Below are 23,110 nucleotides of genomic sequence, written 5' to 3' on the forward strand. Positions count from 1 at the left end.
CATAAAGATAAAGTAGGAAAAGGGATGTAGCAAACGTTACATGTGATCCTTGCTACATCCAAGATGACTGAAAAAGCGTTCAACAAAAGCGGCCCCATGTATGTTCTCCATATATTTCGTGTTAAAAATATACTGTTCCATTTGTTCAAGCTTCCGCAGACTCCGCACTAGTATTTTCCGATCATGATCAGACAGAGTAGGATCATCATCTATCTTCTCTAAGGCCTTTTTCACACGTGCAGATACATGTTCAACATATAAATGGTTTTTGGATGCTGGCGGAATACATACCGCTAGGTCACAGCCTAAAAAACGAACACCATCAAGGGTGCAGTTTTCAAAATTGGCGATCAGCTTTTGTTTGCCATTTCCCTCAAACGTTATATCTATTAGCTTACCAGCAAAGGTACAATTGACGATGTTCGCTGCCTGTAAAACACGGTCATTGAATCTACAATTAGAGAAAGTACAATCGATAAACGTAGCATTCTCCAATGTCATTCCCCTCATATCGCAGGAAGAAAATTCGCAATTGGTGAAGACAGCTTCGTTTTTGCCAATGCCCACAGAGCGCAAGTCTGAATGACTAAAAGTACAATGATCAATCGTACTACCGGCAAAAAATCTCGCATTCGTCAGATCACACGTATCAAATACAAGATGATCCAAGTGACAGCTCCAAAAAATAGGAGAACGAACATTTGAGTTGATGATTGTCGTTCTGCTGATTGTTTCGTTTTCATACCTGGTCACATCAGAAAATGCTTCGTTGTCTACTGATATACCAGACTCAAGTCTTCTCATCGCTATCACCCTATCATTTCTTCAGAATTTTTCACAGTCATGATGTCCATTCAGCCAGTTCATTTTCTCTTAGCGCTTGTCTTTGACTCAAGATTATATCACAAAACGATATGCGTTTAATGGACCTTTTGTGATATGAGGAAGGTCAGAATTCATATCAAAGATTTTCGCATTGATGTCTATTATGCCAAAGCTAGTGATTCGTTTAGCGTGCATATCGTGATATGTTTCAGCAGTTTCTTTTGTTTTGAATAAGTAGATTCCCTATCAGGGTCAGCTTGTATACATTCTTTGACTGAACACTAAGGTAAATCACAAAAACCTAAACACATCTCCATTGTTATAATGGTGGATGTTGTTTAGGTTTTTTAGCGATTGAATCGTTTTCGAAGAACTAGGCATGAGACAGCGAATATTGCGAAAGCGCCCGCTGATCCAGCAGCAAACACCAGCTCAGTTTGCTCTGGTTTGACTTTGAATAACAAAGGGATAGAAAGAATAAGTGCGGCACCACTAAAGCCTAATCCTAATATCAACATAGCCAATAATTTATTCATAGAAACACCTCTTACACTTAGAGTGAGAACAATGTAAACCTTTTAAAACCTTCCTAGATGGAGTGTATCATATGATGGCGGGCGATTGGTTTCTTATCATTAAAACACAATCGTAAAACAAACATTTTAACGAACACTGTTCTTTACGAACGATGTTCGTTATAATATAAATGAAATGGAATTTAAAACGATTTCCACAAAGGGATGAGGAGATGCAGAAGATGACGTCATTATCTAAGAATCAAAAGCAAATCGCTATCATCGGAGGAGGACCTGGGGGACTAACACTTGCCTTAATTTTGCAAAATTACGGTATACAAACAACCATTTATGAACGAGAGATGCATGACAAGAGCCTTGAACGAGGCGGCTCACTGGATATTCACGAAGAAACAGGTCAAAATGCCTTAAAAGAAGCAGGAGTTTATGAGAAATTTCAAAAGAACGCCCGCTATGAAGGGGAAGATTTCCGATTACTTGATAAATCAGGAAGAATTTATTTAGATGAAGAAACGGAATCAGATCAAACAGGTACTCGCCCGGAAATTGATCGTGGTGTGTTATGTGAACTACTGTTAAAACAAATTGATGCTGAAACCATCAAATATGGGTATAAACTAGAAAGATGCGTTTCATTAGAAAGTGGTATGACAGAGCTTCATTTTGAAAACGGAGTTGTCGAAACAGTTGACCTTTTGATTGGGGCTGATGGTGCTTTTTCTCGTGTGCGTCCTCTGTTAACAGATATTGAGATTGAATACTCTGGGCTCACGATGCTAGAACTGAATGTCTTAAGCGTAGAGGAGAACCACCCTGATTTAGCTGAATTTAATAAACGAGGTAAGATGTTTGCTTTGGCAGACCACAAAGGACTGATTGGGCAGTTAAACGGAGATGGCCGAATCAAAGTGTATGCAAGCCTTATGGTAGAACGCAACTGGATCGAGACTTGTGGTATACCGTTTCATCAAGTGAAAGAAGCAAAAGAACAATTATTAGCGTTATTTAGTGATTGGGATGATCAGCTGAAAAATTATATTCGTTATGCAGAAGATACCATCATTCCAAGACGGATTTATACGCTTCCTGTCGGTTTCAAATGGAATCGTCATAAAGGAGTAACGCTTATCGGTGATGCAGCTCACGTCATGTCGCCATTCGCAGGCGAGGGTGTGAACATGGCGATGTTTGATGCAAGGGAGCTAGCACTTGCTATTGTCCGGCATCCTCATCATTTTGAAAAGGCGATTGAAGAATACGAAGACATGATGTACGAATATTCATCGAAAAAAGCTAATGAATCGGAGAATAGTTTAAAACTGTGTTTTTCAAAAGACGCTGCGGTCAAGCTTGCAGATATGATGAATTCTTTTCAAAAGGATGATGATTGATGCTCAATTTACTATTTTACTTTGACATGTTATAAAGAGAGTATGAACAATTCAAATCGTCGTATGATCAGTCGCCGGTCTCGGCCGGCTAAAGAACCCTTAAGCCGTGAGCTTATTGTGAAAACGGCCTATGAGCTTCTTAAGGAGCATGGGATAGAGGGCATGAGTATGCGTAAGGTGGCTAAAGCACTCGATACGGGACCTGCATCCTTGTATGTCTACGTGAACAATGTTCAAGAACTCAGTGCTTACGTATTGGATTATGGTCTCGGACAAATGGTCTATCCAGATTCAAAGGATAGCACATGGAAAGAACAGTTATTCGACCTATTGCATACTTATTTCCTCCTGCTATTCGAAAAACCTGGTCTCGCTGAAATTTCTCTTTCCACCATTCCACAAGGAACGAACTTTATTCAGTTGACCGAACATCTTCTCGCTGCATTGCATGAAGGCGGGATCAAATCTACATCCGCAGCATGGGGAGTAGACCTATTGCTGTTATACGTATCTTCTGTAGCATACGAAAAGGTCTCTTGGAAGAAACAAGGCTCTTCACAGATTTCAGACACAAAAAAAGCATTTCTTCAAGCAGACAAAACGCAGTTTCCTTTCATTCATCATGTAAAAGAAGAAATGTTTGCAGGTGATACCGTATCAATGGAACGGTTCCGATGGGGAATTGACGTCATTTTGTATGGCATCCAGCAGGAAGACAATTAGAAAGGAGCACAAGCAAAAAGCAGTCAATGGCTGCTTTTTTTATATGGTGATTTTCATATTTGTGATCTTGTGAGCATTACAATATATAAATAAATCTATATATTGTTTTTATATATAAAAAATTATATAATCTAGTGGAATAAAAAAATGAGGTGCTTAGGCATGGAACATATTAAAAAGTTATTAGAGAGTTATATTCCTTTAGCAAAATCTACTGCAAAAATGTTTGGACCAAATTGTGAAGTGGTGATTCATGATTTAACGAATCCTCAAGCATCTGTCATGTTTACAGTAAATAACCATGTGACAGGAAGAGAAATCGGCCAATCATTTGATCATCTAGTCAAGACTGTATTACAATCAGAAGATTTTAAAGAAGATTATCTGGCTGGTTATACATTTGTAACAGAAGATAAGCGTACGATTCGTTCTTCGACTTCATTAATACGTGATTCAAAGCAAAAAGTGATCGGAGCTTTCTGTATCAATTTTGATGTTGAAGCACTGAATCAAATGCAGCAATTTATGGACACATTTCTTTCTACACAAGTGGAAGCTCAAGAGAAAGAAACAACATCAAATGATGATCTTGAAAATGTGGAAGAAATCGTCGATCAATTGATTCAACAAATCATTCAAAACAGTGTTCATCCAGTCATGAAACGCCATGAAAAAATTGAACTAATCAAATTTATGGATGAAAAGGGCATTTTTTTAATGAAAGGATCTGTTGAGAAGGTCGCATCTATGTTAGGCATTTCCAAAGTAACCGTCTATAGCTATTTGGATGAAATCAAAAATAAATCGAGGTAAGGAGTGTCAAAATGGAAAGCATACTCGAGGTAGGAAATCTAAAATCAAACGGACACTATGCCTTCGCAACCATTCATCAAAACACGGTCTATGTGTCGGGACAATTTGCCATCAATCCTGAAACGACAGAAAAAGAGTTCGGCCCCATTGAAAAAGAGACATTACAAGCGCTTAAGAATGTAGAGATGATTGTAGAGGCTGCTGGAAGTCAAAAAGAAAAGATTTTGCGCATGACATTATACATTTCAGATATTGAATTATGGGACAAAGTAGATGCGGTTTATACCGAATTTTTCGGTGAACATAAACCAGCTCGTACGATTGTACCAACGAATGAATTACATTTTGGTTTCAAAATTGAAATGGATGCCATTGCATATATTTAGAATATTTTTTTGACCACCCTATATAAAAAATTATATTTTGTATAAAAAAATATTCAAAGGGGCAGATGAAGAATGAATCAATTAATTTGTAACCATTGCGGAGAAAAATATGAGATGACACCAACTCTATGGAAATGTGATTGTGGTGGAGTATTCAATCTAGTGAAAGATACCCCGAAAATAGACGTCACAGCTTGGGATCACTATCCAAATTCATTATGGCGTTATGTTGAAACCATGCCATTTCCAAAAGGTTCTAAGACGTGGGAAACTGTGACAATGGGCGAGGGCCAATCTCCTTTAATCGTTCTAGATCCTAATGAGCCAAACACATATGTAAAAGTTGATTATATGATGCCGACACTATCGTTTAAAGACCGTGGAGCAGCTGTGTTAATGACAAAAGCTAAGGAATTAGGGGTAACAAAAGTCATTGCTGATAGCAGCGGTAATGCAGGAACGGCAATTGCTGCGTATGCGGCGCGTTGTGGTATTGCCTGTGACATCTATCTAAGTGATCAAACATCACCTAAAAAAGTCGCTCAAATAAAAGCCCACGGAGCAACGATTAAAGAAATTCATGGTACACGAGAGGACATTGCAGCTGCGGCCCAAAAGGCAGTAGACGAAGAAAACGTTTTTTATGCAAGCCATGTCTATAACCCTTATTTTTTCGAAGGTACAAAAACATACGCCTATGAAATCTATGAGCAACTAAAAGGAGCACCGGATGCTTTAATTATTCCGGTTGGAAACGGCACTCTGCTGCTCGGTGCGTATTATGGCTTTAGAGAGTTATTCGAAAATGGTCTCATTCATAAAATACCGAAAATTATTGCCGTACAAGCAAAGAACTGCGCACCACTTGTGAAAGCTTTTCAACATGCGGAGGAATCAGCAACGCCTGTGACAAATAAAGGGACTGTAGCAGAAGGGATCGCTATTGCTGCCCCGGCGCGTTCTAAACAAATTTTAGAAGCTGTATACAAGACGAATGGTACGTTTATTGATATTGAAGAAGAAGAAATTCTACATGCACGCTCTAAACTAAGTGAGAAAGGATTTTATGTCGAAGTGACATCTGCCATCAATTTTGCTGGCTACATGAAATATCAAAAGGAATCAGAAGAAACCATTATCATTCCTCTTTGTGGTGCAGGGATTAAATCAAAATAACCTTAGGACTCTGGTAGAATAGAGCGTTGCGTGCCTCGTTGTCCTATTATAGGTTCAATCAGGAGTAATATTTGCGAAATGAATTTAGATGATATGGAGGGTTTTGGCGGGGACATACCATTTGAGAACTATACAGATGACATCATTCCTTTGCTGAATCTTTCGGATTCTGATAGTTACTTAATGCCAGATGTTTGTAAGACTGTTGCAGTTAGATTACGTCAACTGATCCACAATTGGCCTGATATGATATAGATAAGAAGAACGCTCTCTATCTGGCAGAAGAAATGGAGTTAGCGCATCAACAAAATGAGCCAATCGGATTGATATAAGATGAGAAGAAAGCTACTTTAGAAAGCATGTTTAAACTGTAGTAGCTTTCTTTCCACTCTACCTAATTATTTTTCATTTGTTCCTCTCCCCAATAGCATATCTCATCTAATACAGGCATCAGTGATAAACCCTTTTCAGATAAACTATATTCTACTTTTGGAGGCACTTGGGGATATTCTTTACGATGAATTAAGTGATCCGCTTCAAGCTCTTTTAGTGTATTGGTTAATGTTTTAAAAGAAATCGTTCCGAGCTTACGTTTCAGCTGATTATAGCGGACAGGACCATCGTTTGAATATAAAGCATACAGAACTGGCATTTTATATTTCCCACCAATTAATGACAAAGTATACCCAAAACCAGTATCTTTTAGCTCAGCTTTCGTCTGGAAGGACTCCTCATTCATTTTATACTCTCCTTTGGATTAGTATCGCACTTTGATTACCGTACTTGTAGTATGTTATAGCACATAATAAAATGAATGTACATCAAAAAATGATACAAAACTCAGAAAAAGGGTGATTGAATAATGAAAACGATTGTCTATGCACATCCTTGGGATGGAAGTTATAATCATGCCATTTTGACTTCCATAACAGAAAAATTAGAAACAAAGAGAGAACCGTTTCAAGTGATCGATTTATATAAAGATGGATTTAATCCTGTTTTTACAGCTGAAGAATTAAAGCATTTTCATAAAGGAGAAACGCCTTATCTATTAGTGAAGGATTATCAAGAAAAATTAAAACAGTCAACAGAATTGGTATTTATATTCCCAGTCTGGTGGTGGGATCTACCTGCTATTTTAAAAGGATTTATTGATAAAGTGATGTTAAGCGGTTTCGCATTCATTGAAGATCAAAATACTGGTACTTTAAAAGGTTTATTAACAAATATAAAAAAAACAACCGTGATCTCAACATCAACTACAGATAAAAAGTATATAGAATCTGAAGCTGGAAATGCCATTCAAAGCGTTTTTATTAACAGAACGCTAGCAGATTTGGGATTGAAAAATGAATCCACGAAATGGATTCATTTTTCTAGAGTGAATTTAACAACAGATGAAAAGAGAAAGCAATTCTTAAAAGAAATATCCCAGAATATTTGATTTACAGTACAACAAATAAGGGCCATCTTCTACGACCGATTTAATTTATTGAGAAGGTCGTAGAAGTTTTGTCATTTAAGCAACAACAAATCGAGCCTGCCTAATTGACCTCTTGATCTCCTCCAAATACCCCATTATTTAAACCCATACCATTTCTGTGTTTTTTTAATATTTTTTATAGCACTGCCGGCTCAAGCAGATTGTTAACATCATTTTCATTAAAGATAATACTGACTCATGCCATTTTTAAAGATAGGCAGGGTCTTAGTCACTAGCTCTTCTGATGAAATAAGTCTTCCATCCTTATTCCATGTGTATGCAGCTCCGTATATCCCCCAACTTAGCATAGTAGATAGGGTTGTTACCATTTGTTTATCCTCGAATTCGATGATGTTTTTAGTTCCTTTTAGCATAAGATCAGCTATTAGTTTCTGTAACTCCTCTTTAATTTTACTTTCGATAATAGTTCCTAAAGAATGATAACCTTTGGGACATAGGTCGCTTATCTCTTTCTGGTGATCACACATGGCTAGAAAAATATTTGCAATGACTTTTTCATTGAATGCATCGTGATCATTGATTCTTTTTTTCAATTTGTCTGTAAATGTATTGGTGATTGTAGAATGTAACAAATCAAATTTATCGTCAAAGTGCGCATAAAATGTAGCCCGGTTAATAGTAGCCTTTTCTGTGATATCACGTACCGTTATATGGTTGAAATCTTTTTCACTAGCTAACGAAAGAAAAGAGTCTACAATCAATTGTCTTGTACGAAGTATTCTCGGATCTTTTTTTGGCATAATCATTTTTTCTTCTCCTTTTAGGGTTCATCATCTTGTCTAAAAACGACAATACATTAGAAGTGTTGCGTAAACTACATATTGGCTATTTTGGTTATTGTTTATTATTCTTTTTCATCTTATCATCAATTATACAACGCGCGTTGCTTAAATAACACATGTTATTACGAAAGATTTTTGATCAAGGAAATCATTGTGATCATTCTGAATAACAAAAGGAGATAGACGACCATGAATATCACTATTTTTGGGGCAACTGGTGCAATCGGTCAACTTTTAACACAGTTTGCATTAGAAAACGGAGATATCGTTACGGTATATGTTAGAAACCCTGAGAAAATCAAGCAAAAGCATTCGAATTTACGCATTGTAACGGGTGAACTAACGAACACTTCAGCTATTGAAACGGCAGTTTCAGAAGCTGATGTCGTGATAAGCACCTTAGGTCCCGGCATTGATTTGTCTCGAAAACAAAAAGGTACACCGATCGCCGACGGACATAACCGAATTGTCAAAGCGATGAAGAAGTTCACCAAAAAAAGGTTGATTACACTCGCGACGCCAGCCTTGCAATCTGAAGACGATAAGAAAAGCTTATCGACGATATTGCCAAGAATATTGCCTAAACTTCTCATGCCAAATGGTTATGCCGAAATGAAGAAGATAGGAGAACTGATTAAAGAATCGAACCTGGATTGGACAGTCGTTCGAATCATTAATCCTAATATCAAATACAACGGGCAATCTTACGGTTATTCATTCGGCGATCAGCCAGCTAAAATGTCCGTATCTAGGGAAAATGTCGCTAAACTCATGTATGACGCTGCTAGGCAACACCAATTAATCGGAAAAATGCCCATTGTCTATAATCATTAAATCAGCTTTTTGTATGAGGTTGTTGATTCAGCAGAAATTATAGGAATCATTTAGGGTCATACCAAAATATTGCGTGTGCATTCTTTTTATAAGTATTCAAAATCAAAATCATAAAGGGGAAATGATCATGTCAAAAGTATTATTTGTTAAAGGAACACCTCAAAGTGAGGAACAATCAAGAAGTACGCAAGTTGCTAGAGCATTTATCACTGAATATAAGGAAGTAAACCCAGCGGATGAAATAATAGAAGTAGATGTCTATTATGCAAATGTGCCATTAATCGATGCTGATTTTTTAACTGGACAAAAGAAGTTAAGAAGTGGGGAAGTGCTAACAGATGTTGAAGCACAAAAAATAGAAGCAGTGAATGCATTCACAAAGCAATTTATGGAAGCAGATAAATACATCATTCAGTCTTCAATGTGGAATTTAGGAATCCAACCTTTATTAAAAGCCTATTTTGATACAATCATGAGTGCTGGAAAAACGTTTAAATATACATCAGAAGGTCCAGAAGGATTGATGAAAGGGAAAAAAGCAATCCATATTCATGGTATGGGAGGATTTTATTCACAGGCAATTGGAATGGAGCATTCCGATTCTTACGTAAGAGGTGCGCTGAAGTTTGTTGGAATTGAAGTGGAACCAACGATTTTTGTTGAAGGTATTGACTATGATCCAACTAAAGAAGAAGAAATTGTTACTTCAACAATTGAAAAAGCAAAAACGGTAGCACGAACGTTTTAAAAAAGAGCATTGGTGGGATTAGTTAAAAAGATTTTAATTAACATCATCCCACCTCGCACGTTCAAAAGCGTAATAAAGAAGAATAGACAAAATACATTCATTAAAATCATAAAGGGGGAACATAGGATGAAAGTAGAAATTTGGTCTGATTTTGTTTGCCCGTTTTGTTATATTGGCAAACGTCAATTTGAAATAGGGTTAGAACAGTTTGAACATAAAGAAGAGGTCGAAGTCTTATTTCGACATTTTCAATTAGATCCATATACGAAAAAAAATACAGGAATGGATATCCATCAAGTATTATCCTCTAAGCATGGTGTCCCAAATGAAAAAGCAAAAGTACTGAACAATCAATTGAAACAGAAAGCAAAAGAGGTTGGGTTAGATTATCAATTTGATACAATGATTCCTACGAATTCATATGATGCACTTCGTCTTTCTTATTATGCAAAAGAGAAAGGGAAGATTCGGGAGTTTATGGAACGTATTTTGAAAGCTCATTTCACAGATTCACTAGATATCGGTGATCACGCAACACTTGCTCAACTTACAAGTGAAATAGGTCTTGATGGCAACGAAGCTTTGGATGTTTTATCAAATGATCAATATAGCGAGAATATCGCAGCTGATAGAGCCGAGGGATCTAAAATTGGGATTCAGGGCGTGCCCTTTTACGTTGTGAATGATAAGTATGTCATCTCAGGAGCACAACCTAGCGAAGTGTTTTTAGAAACATTACAACAGGTATGGAAAGAAGAGTACGGGAATCGTAAGGTTGAAGAGCATAAATTAGAGTCGTCGCTCGATGAATATTGTTCAGATGGAACATGTAAATTTTAATGGATATTCAAAAAAGATATAGAAATCACAAAAGATTGATATAGCTACTTTAAATACCACTTTATAATGAAACATTTACTTCCAAAAATCAAAGGGGTTTAGCGATATGAAAAATACAATTTTTCAAGGTACAATCGAGCATTCAGGATTTGTAGTACCCGATATCGAAGTAGCAGTTGAATTCTTCACTCATATTTTGGGTTTTGAAGTCTTGTTCCGGCCAAAACGGATGCAGTTTGAGGACGATAGTTTAAAAAGGTACTTTGGGGTTCACGAACATTCAGTTGTAGAAGGGGCGGCATTTTTGCAATATGGCGGTAGAAAGATCGAACTGGTTCAATGGTCGACGCCAGATCAACAGAATGTTCACCTAAAACCCAGTGATATCGGTGTAGCCCATCTAGCTATTACAGTTACCGATATAGAAGAGGCTTTAAAATATTTTGCAGAACAGTCTGATGTTAAAGTCAGAGAGCTGAGCTCTCTTGGATTTTTCTATATCACAACTTCATGGGGGATGGAGATTCAAATAATGGAATTACCCCAAAAACCTTTATGACCTATCTAATTTGTACCAAGACAAGAACAAGGGTCCTTTAATTAGTTGAAACAATAACTGTATCTTAATTTGTGGACCCTCTTTCACCTTCTGATCATAGGACACCAAGAAGGGTCCTTTCCATCTAATTGACCTCTTGCAGGCAATTGATCATTGTTTTCTCCTCTTAATACCTCACTAATATCCTGCTTTCTTAAAATCCATATCATTTCTGTGCTTTTTGATGTCTCTTTTAGTTTTGGCAGCTCTAGCAAAGTGTTAACAGCAGAATGCCCAATGCTACCCAATGCAATTCTGATACCGAGTCAGATCGCGATTTAAAATATCAGGAATGCCATTCGATTAGCAACTCTTTTTTCATTTTCTGTCATAATCCCTTCAGCATTTATTGGGTTAGGGTTTTTCCACGTACCAGTGGCATGTATAACCGTCTTTGCCTCGTAAGTTTTTTCTTCTTGATTATTTAATTTCACTCGAATGATAAAAGGCACAAGACCTCTGTCTTTTGTTTTTATCAACACCTTTTTTGCCAATATAGAGAACTGGGCTATTTAAATAACTATGTGGTTTCATTTGAAGAAGAGAAGTCGGTATTTAAATCAATCATTTTCACACGAATCAATTTTTGTTTGAATTCATATAATCAATTGATTATATAAGTTTTCAGTTATATACTATTGAAGGAGTTGAAAAGAGGGGGAATCATTGTGACTACAGATGTTTCAATTGGTGTGACACATATGTCGAATTGTTTAAAAACACTCAGTGATCAAACAAGACTGATCATGATGAAATTGTTTTTGGAGAAAGAATATTGTGTTTGTGAACTGGTAGATATGTTCGAAATGAGTCAACCAGCGATTAGTCAGCATCTACGAAAATTAAAAAAAGCTGGATTTGTTCATGAGAACAGAAAAGGGCAGTGGCGTTATTATTCAATCAATACACTGTCTCCAGAATTTGAGACGATTCGGATCATCTTAAATCAAATTGATAAAGAAGATGACCTTTTAAAAAGTATACAACATAAAGCAACAAACATTTCTTGTTCGTAAGGAGGGATGGGTTTGAGTTTTGCCGTTTTATCATTAATCATATTTTTGTTCACTTTGGTACTGGTTATTTGGCAGCCAAAAAATTTATCCATAGGGTGGTCCGCTTGTGGAGGAGCTATTTTAGCATTAATCGTAGGTGTTGTGAATGTAAACGATGTGATCACCGTGACAGGCATTGTTTGGAATGCGACTTTAGCTTTTGTCGCCATTATCGTCATTTCACTCATCCTTGATCGAATCGGCTTTTTTGAATGGGCAGCATTGCATATGGCAAAGGCTGCAAAAGGCAGTGGGCTACGTATGTTTGTGTATGTGACCATCCTTGGGGCAATCGTCGCTGCTTTATTTGCAAACGATGGTGCAGCACTTATTTTGACACCCATTGTTTTAGCCATGGTCAGAGCATTACACTTCAATGAAAAAATAGTATTCCCTTTTATTATCGCAAGTGGGTTTATTGCAGATACAACATCGCTTCCACTTGTCGTAAGTAATTTGGTGAACATTGTAACAGCCGACTATTTCAACATTACGTTTATTGAATATGCATCCAGAATGGTTGTTCCAAACCTTTTTTCATTGCTAGCGAGTATCACTGTGCTGTACCTTTTCTTTAGAAAGAGTATACCAAAACGCTATGATATGACTGAGTTAAAGCAACCTAGGGAAGCAATAAAAGATCCAAAGATGTTTAGATTATCTTGGTATATATTAGCTTTTTTGTTGATTGGTTATTTTGCAAGCGAATTTTTATCTATACCTGTATCGGTCATAGCTGGAGTGATTGCCATTTTATTCTTGGTCATTGCACAAAAAAGCCCTGCTGTTCAAACAAAAAGCGTTCTAAAAGAAGCTCCCTGGGCGATCGTTTTCTTTTCCATAGGTATGTACGTTGTTGTCTATGGCATGCGAAATGCAGGGCTTACTGATGCTCTTTCAAGCGTGATTCAAGCTGTAGCAGATCAAGGTTTATTGGCAGGGACTCTTGGTATGGGATTTATCGCAGCGATTCTTTCATCTGTCATGAATAATATGCCGACGGTCATGATCGATGCATTAGCCATTTCCGGCACCGATACACAAGGAATGATGAGAGAAGCGTTAATATACGCAAATGTCATTGGTTCTGATTTAGGACCGAAAATTACGCCCATTGGCTCCTTAGCAACACTACTATGGCTCCACGTCCTTTCTCAAAAAGGTGTGAAGATTTCCTGGGGGACATATTTCAAAATAGGGGTCATTTTAACTGTACCAACACTATTCATCACACTTTTAGCATTGTATTTCTGGCTAATGATTATACATTAAAGGAGACGATCAACATGTCAAAGAAAACAATATACTTTTTATGTACCGGTAATTCTTGCCGCAGTCAAATGGCTGAAGGTTGGGCTAAAAAATATCTTGGAGATGAGTGGAAGGTCTATAGCGCTGGTATTGAAGCTCATGGATTAAATCCGAATGCTGTAAAAGCAATGAAAGAAATAGCGATTGATATTTCTCATCAAACGTCTGACCTGATTGATCCGAAAATATTGCATCACGCTGACTTAGTCGTAACACTATGCGGGGACGCAGCTGATAAATGCCCGATGACTCCTCCTCATGTCGAGCGTGTCCATTGGGGCTTTGATGATCCAGCAAAAGCAGAAGGAACAGAAGAAGAGAAGTGGTCATTTTTCCAAAGGGTAAGAGATGAAATTGGAGATCGATTGAAACAGTTTGCTGAGACTGGAAAGTAGTGCTGCGTTTGAGTCGATTGAATATAAAATCTAATAATAAAGAGGATCAAGTCAAAGATTCTCTTTTTGCATTAATTAATATCTAGTTTACATAATATATATTCTAGGAAGTTAATCAACAATTGAATTTTCTTTGTCTCATTATTAAGTATACTTATCTTATTGAGATAAAACAAAAAATGAAAATCCAACGGTTGATTCGTCAGATTTTCATTCCTCTAAATGTTTTAAGATTTTTGCAGGATTCCCGCCAACAATCACATTTGCCGGAACATCTTTTGTCACAACGGCTCCTGATGCAATGACAGCATGATCTCCGATTGTCACACCTGGATTGATAATGGCACCGCCGCCAATCCATACATGATGTCCAATTGTGACTGGTTTGCCGAATTCAATACCTGTTTGACGTTCTTCTGGATTTAACGGATGTCCAGCTGTGTATATATGTACATTCGGACCTAACAAACAATGATCTCCAATTGTAATCTTGCAAACATCTAATAACACAGCATCAAAATTTGCAAAAAAATGCTCACCAACCTCGATATTGTATCCATAATCACATTGTATTCTGCCTTCAAACACCACATCTTCTCCGCAAGCGCCTAAAAGCTCCTTTAAAATGGCCTTTCTCTGTGATGGCTCATTTGTTTGCTGATAGGCAAATGTCAATTGTCGCGCTTTTGCTCGATCTTTCATCAATGTGTGGTCATTTGGGTGATAATATTGATCATCTTTTCTTTTTCTGTTTTCATGTTCATCTCCCTTTTATTGAAAATTCATTCATCGTTTGAATGAATGCCTCGGTGAATTGTGTCGTCGTCTCATTTCCTCCTAAATCCTTCGTTTTCAAGTTCTTTTTTAAGGTCTCATCAAGAGTATGTTCGATCAGACTAGCTGTCTGTTTTAATCTTTCATCTTGATATTTCACATGTAGCCAGTTACAAAGCATCACTGTAGAAAGAATCATGCCCATTGGATTGGCGATATTTTGACCAGCAATATCCGGTGCTGATCCATGTGCCGCCTGTGCCATCGCTTGATTTTCGTTACAATTTAATGAGGGTGCCATTCCTAAACTGCCGACTAGTTCCCCTGCAAGATCAGATAATATGTCGCCAAACATATTTTCTGTCACAATCACATCAAAATCACCTGCACGTCTCACTAAATGAGCAGCCATCGCATCAATATGAATATCCTCAACCTCCACTTGTGGATATGCTTTCGCTACCTCTTGACATGTTCGTAAAAACAAGCCAGATCCTAATTTGATCACGTTCGCTTTATGAACAATGGTGACTTTCCCCCTCCTCTCCACTGCACGTTGAAAGGCCGCGTGGGCAATACGGGTAATTGCTTTTTTTGTAAACACACCTGTAGATATGGCGACATCTGGTGTAATCATCCACTCTCCTGTCCCCTGATACATATTCCGGTCTGGATAAAAGCCTTCTGTATTTTCTCGAAAAATGACAAGGTCGACGCCACTGGCAACGCTTTTCACACCTGGCAGCGATTGCGATGGACGAATATTTGCAAATAAATCAAATGTATGACGGAGTTCTCCACTTGGATTTCTTCTTTCTTTCAATTGATCAGGATATGAAGCTGAATCATGAGGTCCTAATATCCAGCCATGGCATTTTTTCAAGGCGGCTATCGTAGAAGCTGGCACTGGATCTTGATGAGAATGAATGGCTTCAGCACCGATAGGACACTCTACAAATTCCACAAATGGTTCATTGAACTGTGACAGCGCTGTCTTTAAAATACGCATACTAGAATCAACAATTTCCGGTCCAATCCCGTCTCCCTTTAAAACACCTATTCGATATGACATATGTATCGCCCCTTTTGTCTTTATTCTATCAAAGAATGATGACGTTGGAATATTTTCTTCATGATGATCCTCCCTCATGTTATTTACGAATCAGGAAGTCTCATTTATAATCGAGTAGATTTGTTCTGTATGACTACATAGATATGAGGGATTAGATGAAATTAAAGTGGTATAAAGCGATCATTGTTATTTTTACGATGTCTGGGATCTCCATCTCCACTTGGTTTTCAAGAACACCAGAAGTGAGAGATTTGTTGCAAGCAGATACAGGCACAATGGGACTCATTTTACTCGGCCTATCTGTAGGTTCCATTGTCGGGCTGATTCTTTCCAATGTATTCGTTCGCAAAAAAGGCGGCCGAGTGGCGATTGTGGTCAGCGCTTTTTTGATGTTTATTGGATTCTCAACCCTTGCAATCGGCGCCGCCCTCTCTTCTACGCTGATTGTCACTGCTGGTCTTTTTCTTTTTGGTTCAGGCTCAGGCATGTGCAATGTAGCCATGAACTTAGAAGGAACGGAGATTGAGTATCAGATCAAGAGAACGATCCTGCCGATTTTGCATGCTTCTTTCAGTATTGGAACGTTAATTGGTGCAGGTGCCGGAATACTCTTTATTTATTTAGGTGTGTCTGTCCTCATTCACCTTCTCACCATTGCACTCCTTTTCTTTCTCAGCATCCTGATTTGTACACGGTTTATTCCGCACGGGACAGGAAAAGATTCGGATGAGACGCAGACAGAATCAGTTGAGGCTTCTCAAACATCATGGCTGAACAAACGGACGATCTCATTAGCGATGATTGCCTTATGTCTCGCATTTGTAGAAGGTTCTGCAAATGATTGGATTCCACTAGCAATGGTTGATGGCTATCAGGTTTCTCATTCAATGAGTACGGTCATCTATGCATTATTTTTGTGCGGGATGATTAGTGGCAGATTACTGAGCGGACGTTTCATTGATCGCTTTGGCAGGGTGCTGTTGCTAAGAGTCGCGATCTTATCTGCTGCCGCCGGACTATTCTTGGTGATTTTAAAGATTTCACTCGTCGTGTGTATGATATCTATCTTTTTATGGGGACTTGGCGCGTCCTTAGGCTTCCCGCTGACCATTTCAGCAGCTGGTGATGATAGCCGCTATGCTGTCAAACGTGTCAGTATCGTCACTTTATCTGGGTATACAGCCTCTCTATCAGGGCCCCCTGTTTTAGGACTGCTCGCCAATCAAGTCGGTCTGCTTCATGCGTTTATTTTTGTTCTGTTTGCCATTTGTATTGCAGGAATCTTTACAAAAGCTGTTGCAAAACCGACATCAATACATTCTTTTTGACAAGTGCCAGATCTTTGATCTCGGTACTTTTTTTAAATTTAATAAATAAAATTGAAACCTTTCATGAAGTGAAACAGTCCTATAGATGTCTTGATGTTTAGCGCTTTTTTAAAGAGGGAAAGTAAAAAAATAAGACTTTTCAAATAACTGAAAACGTGGTAAGATCATGAAAATAAACAGGAAGGGGTGAGAAAAATGAAAAAAAATATGCTGTTAAAATTAGCAGTCTTATTCATAGCACTTGCAAGTTTTCATTTGTTCTCAATGCCTCATTCCGTTCAGGTATACCATCATGCAAAGGTGGTTGCTGATCAAGAATCACATGAAATGAAAATCGTTCAGACAGCAGGCGATGAAAAGAAACAAAAACATGTGAACGCAGTATTTGCGGCATTTACAGCACTGCTAGTCATTGGCAGTATGGCAGCTGGATTTGCACGCATCACTTATACTGATCGATTTGACCGGAAAAAGAAGCATTTACTTGCAGTGTTCTACCAGTCTTCGAATTTCCGAGTAGCTCGTGTTAACCCAACCATTTAAATCAAACAAAAATTGGGAGGTTTTACACGATGTTATTTTTCTTAAGAGTATTCATTCTAGGTCTGTTCTCTGTCACTTCACTTTCTCTTTTCGTTTACCAAGGAATTGAAGTAGTGCATGCCATCACAAGCATGTTTGGCAATCACGAGAGTTAAATTGACCTCATCATAAAAAACCCCCTGCCTTACGCAGGGGGTTTTCGTTTTGCTTATTTATTGTCATCTTGGTCAGATGCAGCAGGTGATAAAAGAACTTGAGTTACTTCTCCCTGCTCTTCCTCATCTAAAATAAACGATCCATTGCTATAACGATCATTTGCCCTTAGTGTGGAAATATCGAGCGGGATCGTGGCACCCTTTTCCGTATCAATCTCAAGTGTATCGTGCAGTGAAGCAGCAATCACAGCAACAATTCTGTGAGGGTTTTTCTTTAATTCTCTTAGCATGATCACTCCACGTTTTGCTCTTGATGTCTTATCAAATTCAGAGAGGTTCATCCGCTTCACAGCACCTCTTTGTGTCGTGAGAACAAGCACATTGTTATTCGGATCAATGATTTGTCCAGAGACCACCTCGTCTCCGTCCTTCAAATTGATGCCTTTCACACCAGCCGCTCTCGGACCGACCACACTCACTTCTTCTTCATCAAACCATAATCCATAGCCATTTTTCGTTGCAATAAACAATTCTTGCTGACCTGTTGTAACATGAACATCTACAAGTTCATCATCACCTTTTAAATTCAAGGCGACAAGCGGTTTTGAATAGCGCTGCGCTTTATATTGGAGAAGCTCTGTTTTCTTCACCATACCGCCTTTTGTAAAGAACAAGAGATACGATGATTCATCGAATTCTTTAATTGGGATCGCTTTTTGAATGGATTCATCCCGATCAATCGAAATAATATTCGTAATATGCTGCCCCATGTCTTTCCAGCGTATATCTGGCAACTGATGAACTGGACAGTAAATGTAGCTCCCTTTATTCGTAAAGAGCAGAAGAACATCTGTTGTATTCATTTCAAATTGATGAATCAGTCGGTCTGTATCCTTCATACCGAAGTCCTTACCGTTTGATGCAGCATAGGAACGCTGGCTTGTCCGTTTGATGTATCCATCTTTTGTGACTGTGACGTACACGTCCTCTGATGCGATCATCACTTCAAGGTTAATCTTAATTTCTTCAATTTTTTCCTCAATGACAGATCGTCTTTCATCAGCATACGTCTTTTTCAACTTCTTCAAGTTGTTCGTAATGACTTTAAACAGCTTCTTCTCATTCGCTAAAATGTCTTCCAGCTCTGCAATTCGCACGTCAAGCTCTCTTGCTTCGTCTCTTAGTTGAGTGATATCTGTATTTGTTAAACGATATAACTGGAGAGAAACAATCGCTTCTGATTGAGCTTCTGTAAAATCATATTTCTCCATCAAATTGTTTTTCGCATCACGCTTATCATTAGACGAACGAATCGTCGCAATGACTTCATCTAAAATGGAAAGAGCTTTAATTAATCCATCTACAATATGATGACGTTCTTTTGCTTTTCGAAGCTCGTATGCTGAGCGGTTCGTCACCACTTCTTTTTGATGAGCAATGTAAGCGTCTAGTACAGTTGTAAGCGTCATTAAAGTCGGTCTTCTGTTATGTATCGCGACCATATTAAAGTTATATGGGATTTGCAGATCAGAATTTTTATATAAGAAATTCAAGACACCATTCGCATCCGCTTCTTTTTTCAGCTCTACAACAATCCGAAGGCCGGTACGATCCGTCTCATCCCGAACTTCTGAAATTCCTTCTACTTTTCTTTCAATGCGGAACTCGTCCATCTTTTTGACAAGATTGGCCTTATTCACTTCATAAGGAATTTCTGTGATCACGATTTGCTGGCGTCCACCGCGGATGGTTTCAATCTCCGCTTTTCCGCGAATCATAATCTTTCCTTTTCCTGTTTCATATGCCTTCTTAATACCATCCACACCTTGAATGATCCCGCCTGTTGGGAAATCTGGCCCTTTGATGACTGTCATTAAATCTTCAACCGTACAATGCGGCTGTTCAATTCGCTTAATCACGCCATCAATCACTTCTCCTAGGTGGTGCGGCGGAATATCAGTCGCATAACCGGCTGAAATCCCTGTTGACCCGTTCACAAGAAGGTTGGGAAACATCGCTGGTAAGACAACAGGCTCTTTGCTTGTATCATCAAAGTTCGCGACAAATTCGACCGTCTCCTTGTCGAGGTCTTTTAAAAGCTCTGATGCAATTGCAGAAAGCCTTGCTTCCGTATAACGCATGGCAGCAGGAGGATCTCCGTCGATACTCCCGTTATTTCCATGCATCTCAATTAGCACGTTTCGCACTTTCCAATCCTGGCTCATTCTCACCATTGCTTCATAAACAGATGAATCACCATGCGGATGATAGTTACCAATGACGTTACCGACTGTTTTGGCAGCTTTACGGAAGTTTTTATCTTGTGTATTTCCTTCTGCATACATCGCATATAAAATTCTTCGTTGTACAGGCTTTAATCCATCACGTGCATCTGGAAGTGCACGATCTTGGATAATATATTTACTATAGCGACCAAAACGGTCCCCAATCACTTCTTCTAACGGTAAATCATGAAATCGTTCTTGTTGTGCCATGTTTAAACCTCCTCAGCTAGCGACAAGTTTTCATTTTCAAGAATGTTGCTTTCCTCATCAAGTCCAAAGGCGACATTCTTTTCAATCCATTTACGGCGTGGTTCTACTTTGTCACCCATCAGTGTCGTGACGCGGCGTTCCACCCGTGCAGCATCATCGATCTTCACCCTGACAAGCGTTCTCGACTCTGGATTCATTGTCGTTTCCCATAGCTGGTCGGCATTCATTTCACCTAAACCTTTATAGCGCTGAATCGTATATCCTTTTCCAACTTTCTTTAGTACGTCATCCATTTCTTCATCAGACCAAGCATATTCAATGACTTCTTTCTTCCCTGAGCCTTTGCTAACTTTATATAAAGGCGGAAGGGCAATGAATACTTTGCCATGCTCAATCAGCGGCTTCATATAGCGGTAGAAGAATGTCAGCAATAGAACCTGAATATGTGCGCCATCTGTATCAGCATCTGTCATAATGACAATTTTATCATAATTGATGTCTTCTACATTAAAATCGACACCAACCCCGCCGCCAATGGCATGGATAATGGTATTGATTTCTTCGTTTTTGAAAATATCCGCAAGCTTTGCTTTCTCTGTATTAATGACCTTCCCTCGAAGCGGCAGCACCGCTTGGAATTTTCGATCACGTCCTTGCTTGGCTGATCCACCCGCTGAGTCGCCCTCTACTAGATACAGTTCGTTTCTTGCCGGGTTTCTAGATTGAGCAGGTGTTAATTTTCCGCTGAGTGTTGCTTCAGATTTTTTTCGTTTCTTGCCGCTCCTTGCTTCTTCTCTTGCTTTTCTAGCCGCTTCTCTTGCCTGCTGCGCTTTAATCGCTTTTTTCACAAGCAGTGTTGCCGTTTCGCGGTTTTCTTCAAGGAAATAAGCCAATTTTTCAGAGATCACAGCGTCTACAGCAGACCTAGCCTCACTCGTTCCAAGCTTTCCTTTTGTTTGTCCTTCAAATTGAAGAAGTTCTTCAGGAATTCTGACAGAAATAACAGCTGACAGGCCTTCACGAATATCCGTACCTTCTAAATTTTTATCTTTTTCTTTTAAAAGGGTCACTTTGCGTGCATATTCATTAAAGGCTCTCGTCATGGCCGTTTTTGCACCAGACTCATGCGTACCGCCATCTTTGGTTCTTACGTTATTGACGAACGACAGAATATTTTCTGAATAGCCGTCGTTAAATTGAAAGGCAAAATCGACTTCAATGGACTGATGTTCGCCTTCAAACGAAACGACTTCACTAAGTACATCCTTTTCCTCGTTTAAATAAGCAACGAACGCTTCAATACCTGTCTCATAATAAAAGGTTTCCTGCACATCATGGCGCTCATCAATCAGCTCTATTTTTAGCCCTTTTAATAAAAAGGCTGATTCTCTTAAACGCTCTGATAATGTATCAAAATTATAGGTGGTGACACTGAACATCGTTGGATCTGGCTTAAAATGAATCAGTGTACCGGTCTTTTTCGTTTTCCCGATTTTTTCAAGTGATGTGACTGGCTTTCCGCCATGTTCAAAGCGCTGGTGATAAATAAATCCATCGCGTTCTATCGTCACGGTGAGCCACTCTGAAAGTGCGTTCACAACGGACGCCCCAACCCCGTGAAGTCCACCACTTGTTTTATAACCGCCTTGACCAAATTTTCCGCCTGCGTGCAGGACAGTTAAAATGATCTCTGGTGTCGGTTTTCCAAGCTTATGCATACCAGTAGGCATTCCGCGCCCTTTATCTTGGACGGAAATGCTGTTATCTTTATGTATTTTGACAATGATATGATCTCCATGGCCAGCGAGCACTTCATCGACAGAGTTGTCTACAATCTCATAGACAAGGTGATGAAGACCGCGGGAATCCGTCGATCCAATATACATCCCTGGACGTTTACGGACCGCTTCAAGCCCCTCTAGCACCTGAATAGAATCATCGTTATAATCTACTTGCTGCTTTTTAACCAAATGCTTAATCCCCTTTCACTAACAAACATAACCGGCTAATCATCAATGATCTCTCTAGATTTTAATGATGATCATGCTGCTCATTACTGTCCACTTTAATAAGCTGCATCATCACCATGCATGTGTGATTCAGCGATACATGCTCTTTTGCACGGTTATGAGAAACATTCTGCAATCAGAACTAGAAGTCCATTATAAACAAGACTGTTTCATAAGCCAAATGCAATCATATGATGGTTTTAGCAAAACAGAACAAATGTTCTATATTTATCTTATCGCTCTTTTTCTCGATATGCAAGGTCACCGATATGCCCCTGTCGCCTTATTTTATCGCTTTCTTCTAGAATCGCAAATATATTTCTGCAACAAAAAAGCAAAAATCCTTGAAAAACCAAGGATTTTTGACGATTTAATGAGTTTTTGTCATCGCATGAGCCACTTTGATACATAAATCCATGATGGCGACCTTGCCATTTTCCTCAATCAGCCTTTTCGCCTCTTCATGATGTACGCCTTGCTGCGCCCAAAAAACAGGTGCGTCTATTTCAAGAAATTCTTTCGCCACCTCAGGCAAAAACTCTGAACGTCTAAAGACATTGACGATATCAACAGGCCCATCTATGTCTTTTAAAGAGGCGACCGCTTTTACCCCAAGTGCTTCATCAATCGTTGGATTGACAGGAATGATGTCATAACCGGCATCTTGCATGGCTTTTGAAACCATATAAGACGTTCGGTGCGGCTGATCTGACAAACCTACAACTGCAATTCGCTTACTGCTTTTTAATATACGCCCAATTTCTTGTTTTGAAGGATGATTCATCCAGACACTCCTTTTCTTCTATTTTAGCGAATT

General features: G+C 38.8%; 27 protein-coding genes. 16 read left to right on the forward strand and 11 right to left on the reverse strand.

What is annotated here, in order from left to right:
- Positions 1 to 36: 36 nt before the first annotated feature.
- The 3 genes from ACSBQP_RS03775 to ACSBQP_RS03785 form a co-directional block, all read right to left on the reverse strand.
- Complete coding sequence (locus ACSBQP_RS03775) at positions 37 to 804, reverse strand: pentapeptide repeat-containing protein (RefSeq protein WP_046343665.1); 768 nt, start codon at positions 802 to 804, stop codon at positions 37 to 39.
- Between the two features lie 93 nt (positions 805 to 897).
- Positions 898 to 1,065, reverse strand: a complete 168-nt coding sequence (locus ACSBQP_RS03780; protein WP_123768181.1) for a YdhR family protein — start codon at positions 1,063 to 1,065, stop codon at positions 898 to 900.
- Positions 1,066 to 1,172: 107 nt separating this feature from the next.
- Positions 1,173 to 1,361, reverse strand: a complete 189-nt coding sequence (locus tag ACSBQP_RS03785; RefSeq protein ID WP_426961004.1) for a hypothetical protein — start codon at positions 1,359 to 1,361, stop codon at positions 1,173 to 1,175.
- A gap of 221 nt (positions 1,362 to 1,582) precedes the next feature.
- Between ACSBQP_RS03785 and ACSBQP_RS03790 the strand changes: the two genes are divergently transcribed.
- The 5 genes from ACSBQP_RS03790 to ACSBQP_RS03810 all read left to right on the forward strand — a co-directional run bounded on the left by ACSBQP_RS03790 (position 1,583) and on the right by ACSBQP_RS03810 (position 5,850).
- A complete protein-coding gene (locus ACSBQP_RS03790; protein ID WP_017367344.1) occupies positions 1,583 to 2,752 on the forward strand; it encodes an FAD-dependent oxidoreductase in 1,170 nt (389 codons plus the stop codon).
- A gap of 63 nt (positions 2,753 to 2,815) precedes the next feature.
- A complete protein-coding gene (locus tag ACSBQP_RS03795) occupies positions 2,816 to 3,475 on the forward strand; it encodes a TetR/AcrR family transcriptional regulator (RefSeq protein WP_034646467.1) in 660 nt (219 codons plus the stop codon).
- A 162-nt stretch (positions 3,476 to 3,637) separates the two neighbouring features.
- Complete coding sequence (locus ACSBQP_RS03800) at positions 3,638 to 4,288, forward strand: helix-turn-helix transcriptional regulator (protein ID WP_017359563.1); 651 nt, start codon at positions 3,638 to 3,640, stop codon at positions 4,286 to 4,288.
- Positions 4,289 to 4,299: 11 nt separating this feature from the next.
- The gene (locus ACSBQP_RS03805) at positions 4,300 to 4,674 is read left to right on the forward strand and encodes a RidA family protein (protein WP_017367342.1); all 375 of its coding nucleotides are present in this window, start codon (positions 4,300 to 4,302) and stop codon (positions 4,672 to 4,674) included.
- A 72-nt stretch (positions 4,675 to 4,746) separates the two neighbouring features.
- Positions 4,747 to 5,850 (forward strand): threonine synthase, encoded by a 1,104-nt coding sequence (locus tag ACSBQP_RS03810; protein ID WP_113767119.1) that lies wholly within the window; start codon positions 4,747 to 4,749, stop codon positions 5,848 to 5,850.
- A 394-nt stretch (positions 5,851 to 6,244) separates the two neighbouring features.
- Here ACSBQP_RS03810 and ACSBQP_RS03815 read toward each other — a convergent pair whose 3' ends face one another.
- A complete protein-coding gene (locus tag ACSBQP_RS03815) occupies positions 6,245 to 6,589 on the reverse strand; it encodes a winged helix-turn-helix transcriptional regulator (RefSeq protein ID WP_017359567.1) in 345 nt (114 codons plus the stop codon).
- A gap of 123 nt (positions 6,590 to 6,712) precedes the next feature.
- Here ACSBQP_RS03815 and ACSBQP_RS03820 point away from each other — a divergent pair, with 123 nt between their 5' ends.
- Positions 6,713 to 7,294 (forward strand): NAD(P)H-dependent oxidoreductase, encoded by a 582-nt coding sequence (locus ACSBQP_RS03820; RefSeq protein WP_224563524.1) that lies wholly within the window; start codon positions 6,713 to 6,715, stop codon positions 7,292 to 7,294.
- Positions 7,295 to 7,512: 218 nt separating this feature from the next.
- On the opposite strand, the gene ACSBQP_RS03825 is transcribed toward ACSBQP_RS03820, so the two are convergent.
- Entirely contained in the window at positions 7,513 to 8,100 is a 588-nt protein-coding gene (locus tag ACSBQP_RS03825) for a TetR/AcrR family transcriptional regulator (RefSeq protein WP_435028198.1), read from the reverse strand.
- 225 nt (positions 8,101 to 8,325) lie between these two features.
- Between ACSBQP_RS03825 and ACSBQP_RS03830 the strand changes: the two genes are divergently transcribed.
- From ACSBQP_RS03830 to ACSBQP_RS03845, 4 genes are all read left to right on the forward strand, one after another.
- Complete coding sequence (locus ACSBQP_RS03830; protein ID WP_007499309.1) at positions 8,326 to 8,970, forward strand: NAD(P)-dependent oxidoreductase; 645 nt, start codon at positions 8,326 to 8,328, stop codon at positions 8,968 to 8,970.
- Positions 8,971 to 9,097: 127 nt separating this feature from the next.
- On the forward strand, positions 9,098 to 9,718 hold the full coding sequence (locus ACSBQP_RS03835) for an FMN-dependent NADH-azoreductase (RefSeq protein WP_254506442.1): 621 nt from the start codon (positions 9,098 to 9,100) through the stop codon (positions 9,716 to 9,718).
- A 126-nt stretch (positions 9,719 to 9,844) separates the two neighbouring features.
- Complete coding sequence (locus ACSBQP_RS03840) at positions 9,845 to 10,558, forward strand: DsbA family oxidoreductase (protein ID WP_435028199.1); 714 nt, start codon at positions 9,845 to 9,847, stop codon at positions 10,556 to 10,558.
- A 106-nt stretch (positions 10,559 to 10,664) separates the two neighbouring features.
- On the forward strand, positions 10,665 to 11,117 hold the full coding sequence (locus ACSBQP_RS03845; protein ID WP_025207410.1) for a VOC family protein: 453 nt from the start codon (positions 10,665 to 10,667) through the stop codon (positions 11,115 to 11,117).
- Between the two features lie 317 nt (positions 11,118 to 11,434).
- Here the strand turns inward: ACSBQP_RS03845 and ACSBQP_RS03850 are convergent, their stop codons facing one another.
- Positions 11,435 to 11,635, reverse strand: a complete 201-nt coding sequence (locus ACSBQP_RS03850; protein ID WP_025207409.1) for a hypothetical protein — start codon at positions 11,633 to 11,635, stop codon at positions 11,435 to 11,437.
- A 189-nt stretch (positions 11,636 to 11,824) separates the two neighbouring features.
- Here ACSBQP_RS03850 and ACSBQP_RS03855 point away from each other — a divergent pair, with 189 nt between their 5' ends.
- From ACSBQP_RS03855 to arsC, 3 genes are read left to right on the forward strand one after another with little or no spacing between them, the layout of a single operon-like run.
- Complete coding sequence (locus tag ACSBQP_RS03855; protein WP_025207408.1) at positions 11,825 to 12,172, forward strand: ArsR/SmtB family transcription factor; 348 nt, start codon at positions 11,825 to 11,827, stop codon at positions 12,170 to 12,172.
- A gap of 6 nt (positions 12,173 to 12,178) precedes the next feature.
- On the forward strand, positions 12,179 to 13,483 hold the full coding sequence (locus ACSBQP_RS03860) for an arsenic transporter (RefSeq protein ID WP_411801803.1): 1,305 nt from the start codon (positions 12,179 to 12,181) through the stop codon (positions 13,481 to 13,483).
- Positions 13,484 to 13,497: 14 nt separating this feature from the next.
- On the forward strand, positions 13,498 to 13,917 hold the full coding sequence (arsC, locus tag ACSBQP_RS03865) for an arsenate reductase (thioredoxin) (RefSeq protein ID WP_098680458.1): 420 nt from the start codon (positions 13,498 to 13,500) through the stop codon (positions 13,915 to 13,917).
- A 210-nt stretch (positions 13,918 to 14,127) separates the two neighbouring features.
- Here arsC and ACSBQP_RS03870 read toward each other — a convergent pair whose 3' ends face one another.
- Together ACSBQP_RS03870 and ACSBQP_RS03875 are read right to left on the reverse strand one after the other, a co-directional pair.
- Entirely contained in the window at positions 14,128 to 14,619 is a 492-nt protein-coding gene (locus ACSBQP_RS03870) for a sugar O-acetyltransferase (protein WP_217815812.1), read from the reverse strand.
- Between the two features lie 58 nt (positions 14,620 to 14,677).
- Positions 14,678 to 15,841: an isocitrate/isopropylmalate dehydrogenase family protein gene (locus ACSBQP_RS03875; RefSeq protein WP_217815811.1), complete on the reverse strand. Its 1,164-nt coding sequence runs from the start codon at positions 15,839 to 15,841 to the stop codon at positions 14,678 to 14,680.
- Positions 15,842 to 15,918: 77 nt separating this feature from the next.
- Here ACSBQP_RS03875 and ACSBQP_RS03880 point away from each other — a divergent pair, with 77 nt between their 5' ends.
- The 3 genes from ACSBQP_RS03880 to ACSBQP_RS03890 all read left to right on the forward strand — a co-directional run bounded on the left by ACSBQP_RS03880 (position 15,919) and on the right by ACSBQP_RS03890 (position 17,789).
- Positions 15,919 to 17,091 carry an MFS transporter gene (locus ACSBQP_RS03880; protein ID WP_035700946.1) on the forward strand — a complete coding sequence of 391 codons (1,173 nt, stop codon included), beginning with the start codon at positions 15,919 to 15,921 and terminating at the stop codon, positions 17,089 to 17,091.
- 195 nt (positions 17,092 to 17,286) lie between these two features.
- Positions 17,287 to 17,634, forward strand: coding sequence for a hypothetical protein (locus tag ACSBQP_RS03885; protein WP_008343786.1), 348 nt, complete (start codon positions 17,287 to 17,289; stop codon positions 17,632 to 17,634).
- Positions 17,635 to 17,663: 29 nt separating this feature from the next.
- Positions 17,664 to 17,789, forward strand: coding sequence for a hypothetical protein (locus tag ACSBQP_RS03890; RefSeq protein ID WP_008343787.1), 126 nt, complete (start codon positions 17,664 to 17,666; stop codon positions 17,787 to 17,789).
- A gap of 53 nt (positions 17,790 to 17,842) precedes the next feature.
- On the opposite strand, the gene parC is transcribed toward ACSBQP_RS03890, so the two are convergent.
- The 3 genes from parC to ACSBQP_RS03905 all read right to left on the reverse strand — a co-directional run bounded on the left by parC (position 17,843) and on the right by ACSBQP_RS03905 (position 23,077).
- Positions 17,843 to 20,284, reverse strand: coding sequence for a DNA topoisomerase IV subunit A (gene parC, locus ACSBQP_RS03895; RefSeq protein WP_048002677.1), 2,442 nt, complete (start codon positions 20,282 to 20,284; stop codon positions 17,843 to 17,845).
- A 2-nt stretch (positions 20,285 to 20,286) separates the two neighbouring features.
- On the reverse strand, positions 20,287 to 22,254 hold the full coding sequence (gene parE, locus ACSBQP_RS03900; RefSeq protein WP_007499323.1) for a DNA topoisomerase IV subunit B: 1,968 nt from the start codon (positions 22,252 to 22,254) through the stop codon (positions 20,287 to 20,289).
- 409 nt (positions 22,255 to 22,663) lie between these two features.
- Entirely contained in the window at positions 22,664 to 23,077 is a 414-nt protein-coding gene (locus ACSBQP_RS03905; RefSeq protein ID WP_146270338.1) for a CoA-binding protein, read from the reverse strand.
- Positions 23,078 to 23,110 lie beyond the last annotated feature (33 nt).

The sequence above is a fragment of the Bacillus sp. G402 genome (assembly GCF_051172515.1).
GTDB lineage: Bacteria > Bacillota > Bacilli > Bacillales > Bacillaceae > Bacillus > Bacillus altitudinis.